Source organism: Parabacteroides sp. AM08-6 (assembly GCF_003473295.1).
In the GTDB taxonomy this organism is placed as follows: Bacteria; Bacteroidota; Bacteroidia; order Bacteroidales; family Tannerellaceae; genus Parabacteroides.
Genome location: NZ_QRMP01000003.1, coordinates 193810 through 208957 on the forward strand (window position 1 = coordinate 193810; position 15148 = coordinate 208957).

9 protein-coding genes are annotated in these 15148 nt (G+C 46.5%); 4 read left to right on the forward strand and 5 right to left on the reverse strand.

What is annotated here, in order from left to right; genetic code table 11:
• Positions 1-71 precede the first annotated feature (71 nt).
• The 4 genes from DW103_RS04350 to DW103_RS04365 all read right to left on the reverse strand — a co-directional run bounded on the left by DW103_RS04350 (position 72) and on the right by DW103_RS04365 (position 6262).
• Positions 72-1328 carry a TolC family protein gene (locus DW103_RS04350; RefSeq protein ID WP_122274434.1) on the reverse strand — a complete coding sequence of 419 codons (1257 nt, stop codon included), beginning with the start codon at positions 1326-1328 and terminating at the stop codon, positions 72-74.
• 49 nt (positions 1329-1377) lie between these two features.
• Complete coding sequence (locus DW103_RS04355) at positions 1378-4503, reverse strand: efflux RND transporter permease subunit (protein WP_122274435.1); 3126 nt, start codon at positions 4501-4503, stop codon at positions 1378-1380.
• A gap of 6 nt (positions 4504-4509) precedes the next feature.
• Complete coding sequence (locus DW103_RS04360; RefSeq protein ID WP_122274436.1) at positions 4510-5619, reverse strand: efflux RND transporter periplasmic adaptor subunit; 1110 nt, start codon at positions 5617-5619, stop codon at positions 4510-4512.
• A 244-nt stretch (positions 5620-5863) separates the two neighbouring features.
• Positions 5864-6262 carry a hypothetical protein gene (locus tag DW103_RS04365; protein ID WP_233545597.1) on the reverse strand — a complete coding sequence of 133 codons (399 nt, stop codon included), beginning with the start codon at positions 6260-6262 and terminating at the stop codon, positions 5864-5866.
• 165 nt (positions 6263-6427) lie between these two features.
• Here DW103_RS04365 and DW103_RS04370 point away from each other — a divergent pair, with 165 nt between their 5' ends.
• Both DW103_RS04370 and DW103_RS04375 read left to right on the forward strand, forming a co-directional pair.
• Positions 6428-8041 (forward strand): ABC-F family ATP-binding cassette domain-containing protein, encoded by a 1614-nt coding sequence (locus DW103_RS04370; RefSeq protein WP_122274437.1) that lies wholly within the window; start codon positions 6428-6430, stop codon positions 8039-8041.
• A gap of 1 nt (position 8042) precedes the next feature.
• The gene (locus tag DW103_RS04375) at positions 8043-9881 is read left to right on the forward strand and encodes an LTA synthase family protein (RefSeq protein WP_122274438.1); all 1839 of its coding nucleotides are present in this window, start codon (positions 8043-8045) and stop codon (positions 9879-9881) included.
• 139 nt (positions 9882-10020) lie between these two features.
• Here DW103_RS04375 and DW103_RS04380 read toward each other — a convergent pair whose 3' ends face one another.
• A complete protein-coding gene (locus DW103_RS04380) occupies positions 10021-10497 on the reverse strand; it encodes a toxin-antitoxin system YwqK family antitoxin (RefSeq protein WP_122274439.1) in 477 nt (158 codons plus the stop codon).
• 219 nt (positions 10498-10716) lie between these two features.
• Here DW103_RS04380 and DW103_RS04385 point away from each other — a divergent pair, with 219 nt between their 5' ends.
• Both DW103_RS04385 and DW103_RS04390 read left to right on the forward strand, forming a co-directional pair.
• Positions 10717-13545: a TonB-dependent receptor gene (locus DW103_RS04385; protein WP_122274440.1), complete on the forward strand. Its 2829-nt coding sequence runs from the start codon at positions 10717-10719 to the stop codon at positions 13543-13545.
• A 47-nt stretch (positions 13546-13592) separates the two neighbouring features.
• Positions 13593-15128 (forward strand): hypothetical protein, encoded by a 1536-nt coding sequence (locus DW103_RS04390; RefSeq protein ID WP_122274441.1) that lies wholly within the window; start codon positions 13593-13595, stop codon positions 15126-15128.
• The last annotated feature ends 20 nt before the right edge of the window (positions 15129-15148 follow it).

Here is a 15148-nt window from a genome sequence, read left to right on the forward strand (position 1 = left end):
TCTTACGCTTTTTCCGCAAAAGCCGTAAGACTTTTCGCCAAAACAATGTCTATTTATCAATCTGCTTCCTTTTACAATTCCACATCCCAAATCCCAGCACTTTTCTCCAATTCTACCAGAGCCGTGCTATGATTGAACAACGTTTCTATGTATTGCGCCTGCACCTCATCATAAGTACGTTGTGCATCCAACACCTCCAAGAGTGAAACCTCGCCACGATTATAACTGTATATCTTTCCGTCTATCACTTCACGAGCCTGTCGAAGCATGCCATTCTCGTAATGTTCCACCTGTTTCGAGAAAGATTGATAACTGCGATAGGCCTGCATCACCTCTGTCTGCACCTGAAGTAAAGCTTGCTGATATTGAGTCTCGGCCTGCTGTTCACGGAAACGGGCAGCACGAACAGCCCCCTTGTTAAAGTTAGAAAACTTCAATGGGATAGCGATACCCGCCGTCACACCGGTAAAAGGAGGAGCCGGCGCTTCTTCATTATGCACCCGGGAATTACGGCTGACAGCTACAGACAAATCCACATCCGTATTCCGTTCGCGACGTGCCACTTTCAGAGCACGGGATGCAACTTCCTTGTTCTTCAGAGCCGCCACCAGGTCGGCACGGTTCTCACAGGCCTTTGCAATCAGTTCCTCCATGGCAAAATCACGCGGAGTCATACGCAAAGTAGCTTCCGGCTGGAAAAGTGTATCGCGGGCAGTCGTCCCCGTCAACAAGTTCAGGTTGGAAAAAGCATTATGCAACTCAGCACCAGCCTGCAACAGTTCGTTCTGCAGAATACCTGCTTCCAAGCGACTCTGCGTCGCATCGATTTCCATGATTTTGCCCAGTGCATAGCGGGCACTGTCGCTTTCCGCCAACCGACGGATGGTCTCATAAGCATTTTCCTTTACCTTATATAACTCATATTGTTTCAAAGCTTCCAGATACGATACGGACGCTTCGGCACGCAAATTGCGGAAATAGTCGGCCAGTAACACGCTTGTCAACTCGCTTTCGCTACGGGCCAAAGCAATACCGGCACTGCGTTTGCCAAAGGTAAAGGTTTTGCTTAACTCCACTTCTACCCCTTCTCCCATCTGCAAACTGTTATTCTCGTTATTAAAATAGGAGACCGAGAGATTCGGGTCGTTGAATACTTTCGCCGCCGTCAGCTCCGCTTCGGACACATTGACATTCAATTGTTCTGCCGCATATTCCAGATTTCCCGACGCAACCTTCTCCATATATTGGCGGTAAGATAGCGGAACCAACTGTTGGGCTGAAGCCGTCAAAGCAACAGACAAACTGATTATGGATAAATATAGTTTCATTTATTTGTTTTTTAGTTGTTTATATCATCACATAAATAATGATTAATCATTATAGTAGCGACTCCCCGCTTCCGATACTCTTATCTACTTCTTTCAACGGTTCCTTGTCTATATAATGTTTCTCTATCATATAATACAAAGCCGGAAGTACGTAGAGCGTAATAATAGTAGCAAACAGCAAACCATATACAATGACCGTAGCCAGCGGACGCTGCACATCCGACCCGATACCTGTGCTCAAGGAGGCAGGCAACAACCCCAACACCGCAACCGTAGCCGTCATCAGGATAGGGCGGAAACGGTGTTTGGCCCCTGTAATAACAGCATCTTTGAACTCGCGTTCACGGGTCCGCAGGTTATTGATATGCGAAATCATAATCACGCCATTCTGGATAGCCACCCCAATCAAGGCGATAAAACCAACGGCGGACGATACATTCAGTGTCATTCCGCGCACGTTCAATGCCAACATTCCGCCAAACAAGGCCAACGGAACCACACACATCATCAAAGCTGCCTGACGGAACTTTCCACAAGCGGCAAACAATAACAACAGCATAATACCCAACGCAAGCGGAACCACAGCAGCCAGGCGGCTATAGGCGCGGTGCTGATTCTCGAATTGTCCCGCCCATTTCAGATGAACAGCCTCATGGTCGTATTCCACCTCTTTATCGATGAGATTGTTCGCTTTGTTCAGGAAAGCCGTCAAATCCACCCCGCGCAAGTTGACACGGACGGTCAGATGGCGTTTGTTCATCTCACGGGTTATCGTACTGGCGCCGGTCGTCATCTTGATGTCTGCCACCTGCGAAAGCGGCACTTTCGTTCCGGCATCCGTTGTCAGAAGCAAGTTCCCGATACGTTCGGGCGAATTGCGGCTCTCGTCGCCAAAACGGCAAATAACATCATAACTCTTGCTCCCCACGAATATCTGGGAAATAGATTTACCGCCGATAGCCAACTCAATAAGGTCCGCCACATCCGAGACATTCAAGCCATACTGGGCAATCCGGTCGCGGTCCGCTATAATCTGAAGCTGAGGAAGCGGAGGCTCTTGGTCGACAGCCACGTCGGCTGCTCCGGGTATCTCCTTCAACACATTCGCTACTTTCTCGGCAATGTGACGGGTTTCGATGATATCGTCTCCATAAATCTTAAGTGCCAAATCACTATGTGCACCGGCTATCTGGTCCATAACCATATCGATAATCGGCTGAGAAAAGCCGACGGAATAACCGGGCATGGTAGATAATTTCTCCGACATCTCTTCAATCAAATCCGCCTTCGTCTTCCCATACTTCCAAGTGTTATAAGGCTTCAGTCCGACTCCGCACTCCACATGAGACAAAGAAAATGCCTCCGCCCCTTCGTCGTCACGACCTACTTGCGTCATCACATACGACACTTCGTCGAACTGCTTCAGCGTTTTTCTCAATTCGGCTCCCATCTCCTTCGATTTCTCAATGGAGATACCCGGAGGCAACTGTACCTGTATCCAGATAGACCCTTCGTCCAAAGGCGGAAGGAAGTCCTTTCCTACCGTATAGCTCAGCACCCCGGCCCCCACCAGGATAAGCAGTAACGGAAGAATGACCTGCTTCGGTTTCTCCAGCAAACGGACAATCTGCTTATGATATATTTCCGATAGTTTCTCCAACCAACGGTTATGATAAAGTTTACGCGGCTTACGATAAGCGATAAAAGCCAGTCCCGGAATAAGCAGCAGGGCGACGGAAAGTGCCCCCAGCAAAGCATAACCTACGGTATAGGCCATCGGTGTAAAAAGCTTCTTCTCTATATGCTCGAAGGCAAATAGCGGCATGTAAGCGGTAATGATAATCAGAGTGGAAAAGAAGATAGGACGGGCTACTTCCGTCGTACGGCGCAGGATGGAATCCTCCGTCAGCATTTCGTCCGGATGGCGTTCGCGTTTCTTCAGAATTGTTTCCATCATCACGATAGCCCCGTCCACCAAGATACCGAAGTCGATAGCTCCCAGCGAAAGCAGATTGGCCGGTATATTCGTGACATGCATCAAAATAAAAGCAATCAACAGCGAGAGAGGAATGGTCAAAGCAACCAGCAAAGCCCCCCGCCAGTTTCCTAAAAAGAGTATCAACACCAGAACAACCAGCACCATGCCTTCGAACAAAGTATGCGAAACGGTGTGCAACGTCGTATTCACCAAGTCTGTACGGTCCATGAACACATGAATACGGGTTCCTTCGGGCAATGTCTCGTTATTCAACTCATCTACGGCAGCATGAACGCCTTCCAGCACTTGTGAGGGATTTTCACCGCGCAGCATCTGCACAATCCCTTCCACCCCGTCGGAAATATTCCGTACTCCATCGGTAAAACCAAGTACACCCTTACGTTCCAATGTCCCATATTTCAGTTTACCGATATCATTCAGGTAGACAGGAACTCCATTTACCGTCTTGATAACGATACGTCCCAAATCATCCAAATCCTTTACCAACCCGATACCGCGAATCACATAACTCAAGTCGCCCCGGCTCAACATACTGCCGCCGGCATTCACGTTATTCTTTTCAATCTTTTCCGTAATATCGCCTAAAGTAATGTCATACTGGTCCATCTTATGTGGATCCACCTCAATCTGATACTGGGTGGTAATACCGCCGTAATTACTGACATCGGCAACACCTGTCACCTGTTTCAGGCGCGGAATAATCACCCATTTATGCAAGTCCGTCAGTTCACGTCTATCCAAACGGTCGCTTTCCAGCACATAACGGAAGATTTCGCCGGTCGGTGAAGTCAGCGGGTTCAGTCCGGGAACGGCATCATAAGGAAGTTCCACGTCCCCTAAACGCTCCTCCACACGTTGACGCGCCCAGTAATCCTCAATGCCATCATCAAAAACAAGAACGACGGTCGACAAGCCGAACGTATTTTTACTACGCATCACATTCAGGCCGGGCATCCCATTCATCGCCCGTTCGATAGGAATACTAATCTGCTGTTCAATCTCTTCGGCTGCCAGTCCGGGAACTTGGGTTACGACCTGTACCGTCGTGTCTGCAATATCAGGATAGGCATCGATAGCCAATTTTGTCCAAGAATAGTAACCCACTACAGCCAGGAATATAAACAATACGAACATCAGCCCTCGCCGGTGTATCGCTAAATATATCAGTCTTTTCATAGGGCCTTATCTTACATCGATTAAGTAAAAAGCACCTGTAGAGACAATCTCGTCGCCCGGCTTCAGTCCGGACAAGATAACAGTCTTGTTATCCCGGCTTTTTCCAACCGTCACTTTCTGTTTCCGGTAATTATGATTGCCCAGCGCAACAAGAACGTAATTAGCGTCTTCTTCCTGCAAGATGGAGGAAGTCGGAATACGAATCACTTCGGCAGCCTTATCGCTCAGTGTCACCGTTCCGTACATGGCAGGCTTCATCAGGCGTGAACTGTTGTCGCATTCAATCAGAATCTCCACCGAACGGGTTTCTTCGTCCAGCATCTCGCTGATATGATAAATCTGGCCGCTAAACGGTTGTTCAGGCAATGCCACCAAATGGATTTCCACATCATCCAAGGCCTGCACCAGACTCATATCCTTTTCCTTCACATGTGCCACGAACCAGACCTTATTCAGATTGGCGATAATGATAACAGGATTAGCATCTTCCTTCAAATACTGGCCGATTACGATGTTATCTTTTACCACTTCGCCGGCTATGGGGGAACGCACTATCAGGGGTTGTCCCAGCACCAGCTCGTCCGGATTTATCTGAAAAACTTTCAAAGCAGCTTCCGCATTCTCATAATCTTTCTTTTTCAGTTCGTAATTGACTTCGGCTTCTTCCAGCTCTTTCTGGACACCGACCTTATTGCTTAATAAGTCTTTCTCGCGTTTCAGGCTTTTCAGCGCCAGTTCCATTTCCTGTTTGGCCTGATAATAAGCTTTCCCCGTCTCGAAGAAGTCAGGCGAACTGATTTCAAATATCGGGCTTCCCGGCACTACTTTCTGTCCGAGACGGACAAACGACTTCGCGATACGGCCGGCAAACGGTGATGCTATCTCGGCATAATTGGAAGGGATAGCCTTCACCACACCGGAAGTACTGAATTCCATACGATAAGGTTCAGTTGCCACCTTCTCTGTTTTCAAGCGTGAAAGGATAGGCGAACCGACTCCGATTTGTATCGTGTCCCCTTTCAAAGTAACATCCGTAGTATCTCCTTCGTCCTGCTTGTTAGTATGGCAGGAGCTCAACACTATTGCAGCAAGCAACAGCATATATATTCTTTTCATATTGATATAAGTATTATTGCGTTATAAATTACCTTTCACAGGCAGGAAGTTAAAACCGGAATAGATACTTTTTTAAAATAGCTGCCGAAGAAATCTGTTTTCGACGCCGTCGTGAATATTTTTGACGGCGTCATTAATATTTTTGATGGCGTCGAAAACATTCACGACGGCGTCAAAAACAAAATAGTATACTATCTATTTTCAATCAGCATCGTACATAATTCCGGATTCGTAGGTACGAATTTTAAGACAGGACGTAGGCAGGAGGTGCGCGGAGGCTATTGTTACGGAGAATCCGCAACAAGGAGCGAAACGTATGAGGTTGAGTAAATACGGCAAGCAATAACCAAACCATTCCGAAATGAAGGACGGGCGGAGCCTCTGTCAACAAACAATTCAGTATCTCGATGGTATCCAACGCTTCCTGGCTATGGGAATGTTGAGGTTGTCCGTCGGAACCGGGCAGGTAAGGGTGCGAGTGGATAATCGTATAAGTAGCAAAATGATGCACGTGCGTAAAGGCTACACCCCCTACATAGTAACTCAAAAAGAGTACTACCATCAGGTATTTGAATATAGAATTACGCAGATACTTCACCACTCTCCCGGTATTTTTGGCACAAATATATTCATTTCTTTCCATACATGCGGAATAAATCCGTTACGTTTCTACTACATTTCAGATAAAAACGAGGTAAGTCGTCAGGCGTGACCCTGAACTTTTCGTTACTTTTCTTTCGAGAGAAAAGTCAGAGATATTTTTCTTACCTTTGCAACCTCTTTAATAGCAATCAATAGGTAAAAAGATATGATTACGGTTAATAATCTGGACGTACAGTTCGGGAAGCGCATCCTTTTTCAGGATGTAAATATGAAATTCACACCGGGCAACTGCTACGGTATCATCGGTGCCAACGGCGCCGGCAAATCAACATTCCTCCGTGTTATCAGCAAGCAGCTCGACCCTACACGCGGAACGGTTTCGTTAGGACCGGGCGAACGACTTTCCGTATTGAGCCAGGATCACTTCGCGTTCGACGAGTATACGGTATTGGACACGGTTCTGATGGGGCACACCACGCTTTGGGAAGTCATGAGCGAAAAGAACGCTCTCTATGCCAAGCCCGACTTCAGCGATGCCGACGGTATCCGTGTGTCGGAACTAGAAGAGAAGTTTGCCGAAATGGAAGGCTGGAACGCTGAAAGCGATGCGGCAGCCCTGCTAAGCGGCCTGGGTATCTCGGAAGAGTTTCACTATACCCTGATGAAAGACATGAGCGGTAAGCAGAAAGTACGTGTTTTGCTGGCACGCGCCCTTTTCGGACAGCCGGACAACCTGCTGCTGGATGAGCCGACCAACGACCTGGACCTTGAAACCGTCATGTGGCTTGAGAACTATCTCTCCAACTTCGAACATACGGTGCTGGTTGTCAGCCACGACCGTCACTTCCTCGACTCCGTCTGCACACATACGGTAGATATAGACTTCGGTAAGCTGCAAATGTTTGCCGGCAATTATAGTTTCTGGTACGAGTCCAGCCAGTTGGCACTCCGTCAACAGCAGAACCAGAACAAGAAGGCGGAAGAAAAGAAAAAGGAACTGGAAGAATTCATCCGCCGTTTCAGCGCCAACGTAGCGAAGTCCAAACAGACTACCAGCCGCAAGAAGATGCTGGAGAAACTGAATATTGAAGAAATCAAGCCGTCGTCCCGGCGTTACCCCGGCATCTTGTTCACTCCCAACCGTGAGCCGGGCAACCAGATACTGGAAGTAAAAGGCCTGACAAAATCCATTGACGGCAAAATGCTCTTCCAGGACCTCAACTTCAATGTGGAGAAGGACGACAAGATTGTCTTTATCAGCCACGACCCGCGTGCCATGACCGCCCTTTTCCAGATTATCAACGGAGAGGAGAAAGCCGATGCAGGCACATTCCAGTGGGGACAGACCATTACTACGACTTATCTACCGCTGGACAACTCCGCCTATTTCAATTCGGACTATAATCTGATTGAATGGCTCAGCCAGTTCTCACCCGATACGAACGAAGTATTCCTGAAAGGCTTCCTCGGTCGTATGTTGTTCTCCGGCGAAGAGTTATTGAAAAAAGTGAGCGTTTTGTCCGGAGGTGAAAAGATGCGTTGCATGATTTCACGGATGATGTTGACGGATGCCAACTGCATCATCTTGGATACGCCGACCAATCATCTCGATTTGGAGTCTATCCAGGCTTTCAACAATACGTTGCAAACATTCAAAGGCAATATCCTGTTCTCCAGCCATGACCACGAATTCATTCAGACCGTGGCAAACCGCATTATCGAGCTGACCCCGAACGGTATCATCGACAGGATGATGGATTACGATGATTACATCACCGACCCGAAGGTTGCCGAATTGCGGGAAAAGTTATATAAGTAATATGAAGAAAAGAATAGTATTCCTTCTCGCCTTATTTGTCATCTGGCTTCCGATACTTGCTATTCAGAAGCCGGTGTTCATGCTTTACAACCATGCTTTGGCAGACGGATGTCCGTTTGCTGATTATCTGCGAGTAATCGCTCATGGTTTATTGCTGGACTGTACGATTGCGGGCTACCTGACTGCCATTCCGCTACTTTGCATACTGGTGTCGGTCTGGTTGCCCGGTAAGTTCTATAAGGTGCTGATGAAGGGGTACTTTCTGATTATGGCTATCCTGATTGCCGCAATCTTCGCCGTCGATGTAGCATTGTACGGTTACTGGGGGTTCCGGCTGGATGCCACGCTATTCTTCTATCTTCAATCGCCGGCAGACGCGATGGCAAGTGTGCCGCTCGGGCAATTTGTCGTACAGCTGCTGATGTTTGCCGTATATGCTTTCGGTATTTACTGGGTACTGAAACGGTTTATCGTACCGCTGTTTCCTGAAAAACCGGTGCGGCAACGGATTGGAGGGACATTTGCCGTATTGCTTCTGGGCGGTTTAATGTTTATCCCGATACGCGGAGGAGTAACCACCTCGACTGCCAATGTGGGAATGGTTTATTTCAGCAACAACCAGTTCCTGAACCATTCCGCCATCAATCCCTGTTTCAGCCTGATTGCTTCACTCAGCAAGCAACAGGACTTCGGAGCGCAATTCAACTTCTTTTCCGAAGAAGAGCGGAAGCAACATTTGCTCCTGCAATCTCCGGATGCCTGTAAAGATGCGGAGGCGGACTCGACACGGCTGTTAACCACTCAACGCCCCAATATCCTGATAATATTGATGGAGAGTTTCACCGCAAATGTAGTCGGAGCAGTCGGCGGCGACAGCCTCGTCACACCCAATCTGAACCGGCTTGCCAAAGAAGGGATACTCTTTACGAATATGTATGCCAACTCTTTCCGTACGGACCGCGGTATCGTATCCGTTCTGAACGGTTATCTGGCGCAGCCCACCACCTCCATTATGAAGTATCCGGTCAAGAGCCAGACTCTCCCCTCCCTTGCCAAGAGTCTCAGTCCGGCAGGATACACGGCTGATATGTTGTATGGCGGCGACATTAATTTCACCAACATGCAGAGCTATTTCTTCAGTTCCGGCTATAGCCGGATTACGGCAGACCGCGACTTTCCGCTCACCAGCCTGCTGAATAAATGGGGAGCCAATGACGACATCACGTTCCGGCATCTGCTGAACGACATCAAAAGCCGGCCGGCGGACAAACGCTGGTTAAGCACTTTCCTCACTTTAAGCAGTCATGAGCCGTTTGAAGTGCCTTACCACCGTCTGGATGAACTTTATCCCAATTCGGTAGCCTTTACGGACAGCTGTATCGGCAGCTTCATCGCCCAACTGAAAGAGTTGCCTGTCTGGGAAAACACCCTTGTGATATTCGTCTCCGACCACGGATACCACTATCCTGCCGAACTGACCGACTACGAACCCCGTCGTTTCCACATCCCGATGCTCTGGATTGGCGGCGCCGTAAAAGAGCCTCGTATAGTGGACACTTTCGCCAATCAGACAGACCTTGCCGCCACCCTGCTTCATCAGCTGGGTTTACCGCACGATGAATATACTTTCAGCAAAGATATATTCTGTCCGGCCGCCCCTAAATATGCCTTCTATACCTATCCGAACGGCTTCGGTTTCATCGACAGCACCGGTGTCTCGGTATTCGACAACGAAGGTAATAAACCTCTGATAGAAGAACCCAAAGAAAGCAGTGAGACACGTCTCAACAAAGGGAAAGCCCTGTTGCAAACGCTGTATGACGATTTAGGGAGACGGTAAGCAATTAGCAAATCCTATATTTATGGAGAAGAATATTCGGATAAACCTATCGGCTTAAATTCGAACCCCACTCGCAATGAAACTCCGGCATTGTCCATAGCAGCATATCCAAGGGAAAAGCTCAGGGATGTTTTCTTCCTTATTCTTCCTGTTTTTCCTCGCTTACAAGCTTGCCGTCGTCATCCCATGAACGCCAGATCCCGCTTTTCTTTCCTTCAGTATAAAACATTTCAAAAACAAGGATACCCTTGTCGTTCCATATGCGCCAGGGACCATCTTTCTTCCCATCCTTGTAAGTGGCCATGCCGACCAAATTTCCGGCTTCATTGTAAGTGCGCCATTCTCCGTGAAAAAGACCGTGATAGTAGGCACGGACTTCAGCTATTTTTCCATCGGGATAATATATCACGTAGGTTCCTTCGGGGCGTCCATCTTTCAGGTAAAGCTCCATCTTCAACATCCCGTCATCATAAAACTCCGTATAACGACCGGTATAAAGCTCTGTCAATGTTTCATCTGTGTAATATTGTCCTTCACTCAAGACTAAGTCCTGCGCCAGACAAGTTGTTCCCGATAAAACGGAAAACAAAGCAATAGGTAACGCTTTCTTTATCATATTCAATGCTTGTAGTTTAATTGCTGCAAAAATAACCTACACATATTTCACAAGCATTTTAAATATATGACATTCATATTGCGAACATCCGAAACCCGGATTTTCACACCAAGAAACCAATTTGTAACCAATTTGTAAAAGAGTTGTCCAATGGCTGTCTTAAAGCCGTAACACCCCCTACGTTATCTTTGCAGCAAATTATATAAAGGAAAAGAACGTATGAAAAATGTTTACAAGAAAGGTTATATCTTTTTATTCTTTTTATTAATAAACACGATAACAACACTGGCAGACGACACAAAAGGTTCCATCGGAGGAACCATATCAGACAAATCCAATAAAGAGCCGTTAATCGGAGCTACCGTACAAATAGAAGGGACTACTTTCGGAGCTGTAGCCGATACAGATGGAAACTTCCTGATACCGGACTTAACTCCTGGGAGCTATAAAATATCAATCAAATATATATCCTATACGACCATCGAGCTAAATAATGTGGTTATATCCAAAGGACAGAAAACAGTCTTGAATGTCGAGATGAGCGAAGCAAACCTAGCACTTGAAGGAGTTGTAGTGGTTGCACAGGTAAAACAGAATACGGACCTTGCAATACTGAAAGCGACAAAAACCGGCCTGCTGGTACAATCCGGTATCTCCGCCCAACAGATTATACGGACACAGGACCGGGATGCCTCCGAGGTGATTCGCCGCATTCCGGGTATCTCTATCATTGACGGTAAATTCGTGATGGTCCGCGGATTGGCACAACGGTATAACAATGTGTGGATTAACAATGGCGCCGTACCGAGCTCCGAAGCGGACTCGCGTGCATTCTCCTTCGATATTATCCCAAGTTCGCAGATGGATAATATGATTGTGGTGAAAAGTCCCGCTCCGGAACTCCCTGCCGACTTCTCCGGAGGTTTCATCAAAATAAAGACAAAAGATGTTCCGGATCGCAATAGCTTTTCTTTCTCGGTAGGAGGAAGCGTAAACGACCGGACTCATTTCCGTGATTTCATGTACAGCCCGGGAAGTGGAACCGACTTTTTAGGTTTCGACAATGGCATGCGTAAAATGGAAGGCTCTTATACCAGCCGCTTGGACAATAATGACAAAACAGCTGTCGACCAGATTACTCGTAACGGGTTCAACAACAATTGGGCCATCAAGACCAAGACTCCGTTTGCCGACTTGCGCCTGAATGCTTCTCTCAGTCATAAATTCGACTTGGAGGATGGCAGACGTCTCGCTATTATCGCCGCAGTGAATTATACCAATGCTTACAAAAGCCAATTGGATATGCTGAATGCGCGTTACAGCTTGTATGACGTAGTAAAAGACCAATCGGATTACAAAAACAGATATACGGATAATGTATATAGTAACGACATTCGTCTGGGAGGTATGGTCAATGTGACTTTCATGCCAAATGAGCAGGATAAATATGAGTTTAAAAACATCATCAATCAGCTTGGGCAAAGTCGCTATACCACTCGTAACGGTGTCCTCTTCAATAGCGGGCAATATATCCAGGAGCAACAGGAATATTTCTATAATAGCCGTACTACCTACAATGGACAGTTCACCGGTACGCACAATCGCGATAATTCAAAGTTAGACTGGAGCATCGGTTATGCCTATGCCAATAAGAATCAGCCGGACCGGCGCATCATCAATCGCGAAGAAAACGGTTTCGCAGGAGATGCACATGAAGGCGAAATGCATATCGACCAGAACGAAATAAAACGTTTCTTTTATCGCTTAGACGAAAACATCGGTTCGGCGGCACTCAATTACCAACGCGATTTTAACCTTGGCAGCCTCCGTCCCACCCTGAAAGCCGGTGCTTATGCCGAATACCGCAACCGGAAATACAACAACCGGGCGTTCTTTTATCGCTGGAATGTGCAAAATGTACCTTCCGGTTTCGAATACATGGATGTTGTAAATGAAATCCTGACTCCTCAATATCTTGGAGTCGACAAGTTGTATGTCTATGAAGACACCGATAATCGTGACAGTTACAAAGGGAACAACATTCTGGCTGCCGGATACCTCGGCGTAAGCATTCCTGTCAGTAAAATGGATATTTATGCCGGTGTACGCTATGAATACAACCGGATACAATTAACCGGCTACACAACGATTAAAGACTGGAAAAGCAAAGAATATAATTATCCGACCAATCATTTGTTCCCTTCATTGAATACCAATTACAAATTCAATGAACAAAATCAGCTGCGTTTAGCTTACGGTATGTCGGCAAATCGTCCGGAATTCCGCGAAATGTCCAACTCTGTTTATTACGATTTCGAGCTGTTCAGCAGTGTCATGGGTAATCCGGACCTGAAACCGGCTTATATTCAGAATGTAGACCTTCGGTACGAATATTATCCGACACCAAATGAAGTTGCTTCGGTGGCCTTGTTCTACAAACGCTTCGACAATCCTATCGAATGGACTTATATCGATAATGGAGGTAATTATACCTATACTTACGTAAATGCCCAAAATGCCGACAATTATGGGGTGGAAGTCGAAATCAAGAAAAACCTGGATTTCATCGGTCTGAAAGACTTCAGTTGGAATTTCAACGGGGCATATATCAACAGTAAGGTCCATTTTGAGAAAGGTAGTCAAGATAAGAACCGTCCCATGCAGGGACAATCGCCTTACCTTATTAACACGGGGTTCTTCTATCAGAACGACCGCTATGGTATCAATACCAGCATTTTATACAATCGCATTGGGAAACGTATCATGGAAGTAGGGAATGCCGACATGACGGAAGGCGGTTCTGTAAACAACGATTTTCCCGATACTTACGAATTGGCACGCAATACTATTGACCTGAACTTCAGCAAGAAGTTTGCTAAACGATGGGAAGTGAAAGCCAGTGTCCGCAACCTGCTGGGCGAAAAAGTGACATTCATCCAATATCCCAAGTTCTACGACTCCAACAATGTGCTTCAAGAGCGCGAACAAATTACAAAACAATACAAACCGGGTAGGAACTTCTTCCTTACCCTGAGTTACAGCTTATAATATCATAAAACAAAAATATCTTTATTATTTAATTAAACAGAGAGAATATGAAAAAGATTAGTTTAGCAAATGTATTCTTTACAATGGTAGCAACCGTCATCTCCATGACTGCATGTAGTGACGACGAGAAAGGTACGGAACCCGGTACAAATCCGGATGAGAAAAACGAACTGGAAGATGTCATCCTCTTCAAAGGTGAAGACGGAACCGTTAGCCAGTTAGGTAGCGGAGAACAGGAATTTACAATGCCGAAAGGAAAATATACATTGAAGAAAGGTACTTACCTTATGAAAGGTTGGTGTTATGTTGCCGACGGAGTGGAACTGACAATCGAACCGGGAACCGTCATCAAAGGCGATAAAGATACTAAGGCTGCTCTGATTGTTGAACCGGGCGGTAAATTATTTGCCAAAGGTACAGCCGATGCACCTATCGTAATGACTTCGGAACAAGCTCCGGGTTCACGCCGTCCGGGTGACTGGGGTGGATTGATTATCTGCGGAAAGGCTAAGAACAATGCCGGAACAAAACAAATTGAAGGAGGTCCGAGAACCGTTTACGGAGGCGATGATGATAATGACAATTCGGGTATCATCAGTTATGTTCGCGTGGAATTTGCCGGTTATCCATTCAGAACTGACGAAGAAATTAACGGTATCACCTTCGGTTCTATCGGAAGAGGTACACAGGTAGACCATTTGCAGGTATCTTATTCCAATGATGACTCTTACGAATGGTTCGGCGGTACGGTCAATTGCAAATATTTGGTAGCTTACCACGGTTGGGACGACGAATTCGATACCGACAACGGTTTTTCCGGTAAACTGCAGTTCCTGCTGAGTGTACGTAATCCGAAAATCGCAGATACTTCTCTGTCCAACGGCTTTGAATCCGATAATGATGGAGATGGCTCAACTAAAAATCCTTTCACGACTTGTACATTCAGCAACGTTACTTTTGTAGGTCCGATAGGACAAGCCAGCGACTTTACCAATACTTCCGATTATATCAATGGTGGAGTCTTGAACCCGAACAACGGTTCTAAGACAGGAACATTCCAGGCAGCTATGCAAATTCGTCGTAATAGTAAGCTGAATTGTTTCAATACAGTTGCGATGGGTTATCCGGTAGGTTTGTTATTAGATAACCAAAAAGGTACAACCCAGACATGGGCTACCAACGGCGACCTGAAACTCAACAACCTGTACTTTGCCCAGATGACTGTATTAGGTTCCGACGTAAATAAATCGTGGAAAGACTTGTATTCAATCGACGGAACGAATGAAGAAGCAGGTAAAATTTCCTTCTCGCACGATTTCTTCCTGAAACAGGCAGGCAACAAGTACTTCGAAACAATTGCAGAACTGGGTCTGAATCAGCCGAACAGTTTAGCCGCTTCTCCTAATTATGGTCCGAAATCCGGTAGCCCGCTATTAGGACATTCCAACCTGTTCGATGATGCTATGTTGAGCGACTCTTTCTTCGAAAAAGTAGATTATATCGGTGCTTTCAAAAGCGACTCCGATGCTGACAACTGGCTGAAAGGTTGGACAAACTTCGACCCGCAGAACACTGTTTATTAATCTTTTATATGATTTTGCCA

Excerpts from the sequence above, each read along its gene's own strand:
- DW103_RS04365 (WP_233545597.1), bottom strand. The coding sequence starts at position 6,262 with ATGGAAAGAAATGAATATATTTGTGCCAAAAATACCGGGAGAGTGGTG.
- DW103_RS04375 (WP_122274438.1), top strand. The coding sequence starts at position 8,043 with ATGAAGAAAAGAATAGTATTCCTTCTCGCCTTATTTGTCATCTGGCTT.
- DW103_RS04370 (WP_122274437.1), top strand. The coding sequence starts at position 6,428 with ATGATTACGGTTAATAATCTGGACGTACAGTTCGGGAAGCGCATCCTT.
- DW103_RS04350 (WP_122274434.1), bottom strand. The coding sequence starts at position 1,328 with ATGAAACTATATTTATCCATAATCAGTTTGTCTGTTGCTTTGACGGCT.
- DW103_RS04390 (WP_122274441.1), top strand. The coding sequence starts at position 13,593 with ATGAAAAAGATTAGTTTAGCAAATGTATTCTTTACAATGGTAGCAACC.
- DW103_RS04385 (WP_122274440.1), top strand. The coding sequence starts at position 10,717 with ATGAAAAATGTTTACAAGAAAGGTTATATCTTTTTATTCTTTTTATTA.
- DW103_RS04355 (WP_122274435.1), bottom strand. The coding sequence starts at position 4,503 with ATGAAAAGACTGATATATTTAGCGATACACCGGCGAGGGCTGATGTTC.
- DW103_RS04380 (WP_122274439.1), bottom strand. The coding sequence starts at position 10,497 with ATGATAAAGAAAGCGTTACCTATTGCTTTGTTTTCCGTTTTATCGGGA.
- DW103_RS04360 (WP_122274436.1), bottom strand. The coding sequence starts at position 5,619 with ATGAAAAGAATATATATGCTGTTGCTTGCTGCAATAGTGTTGAGCTCC.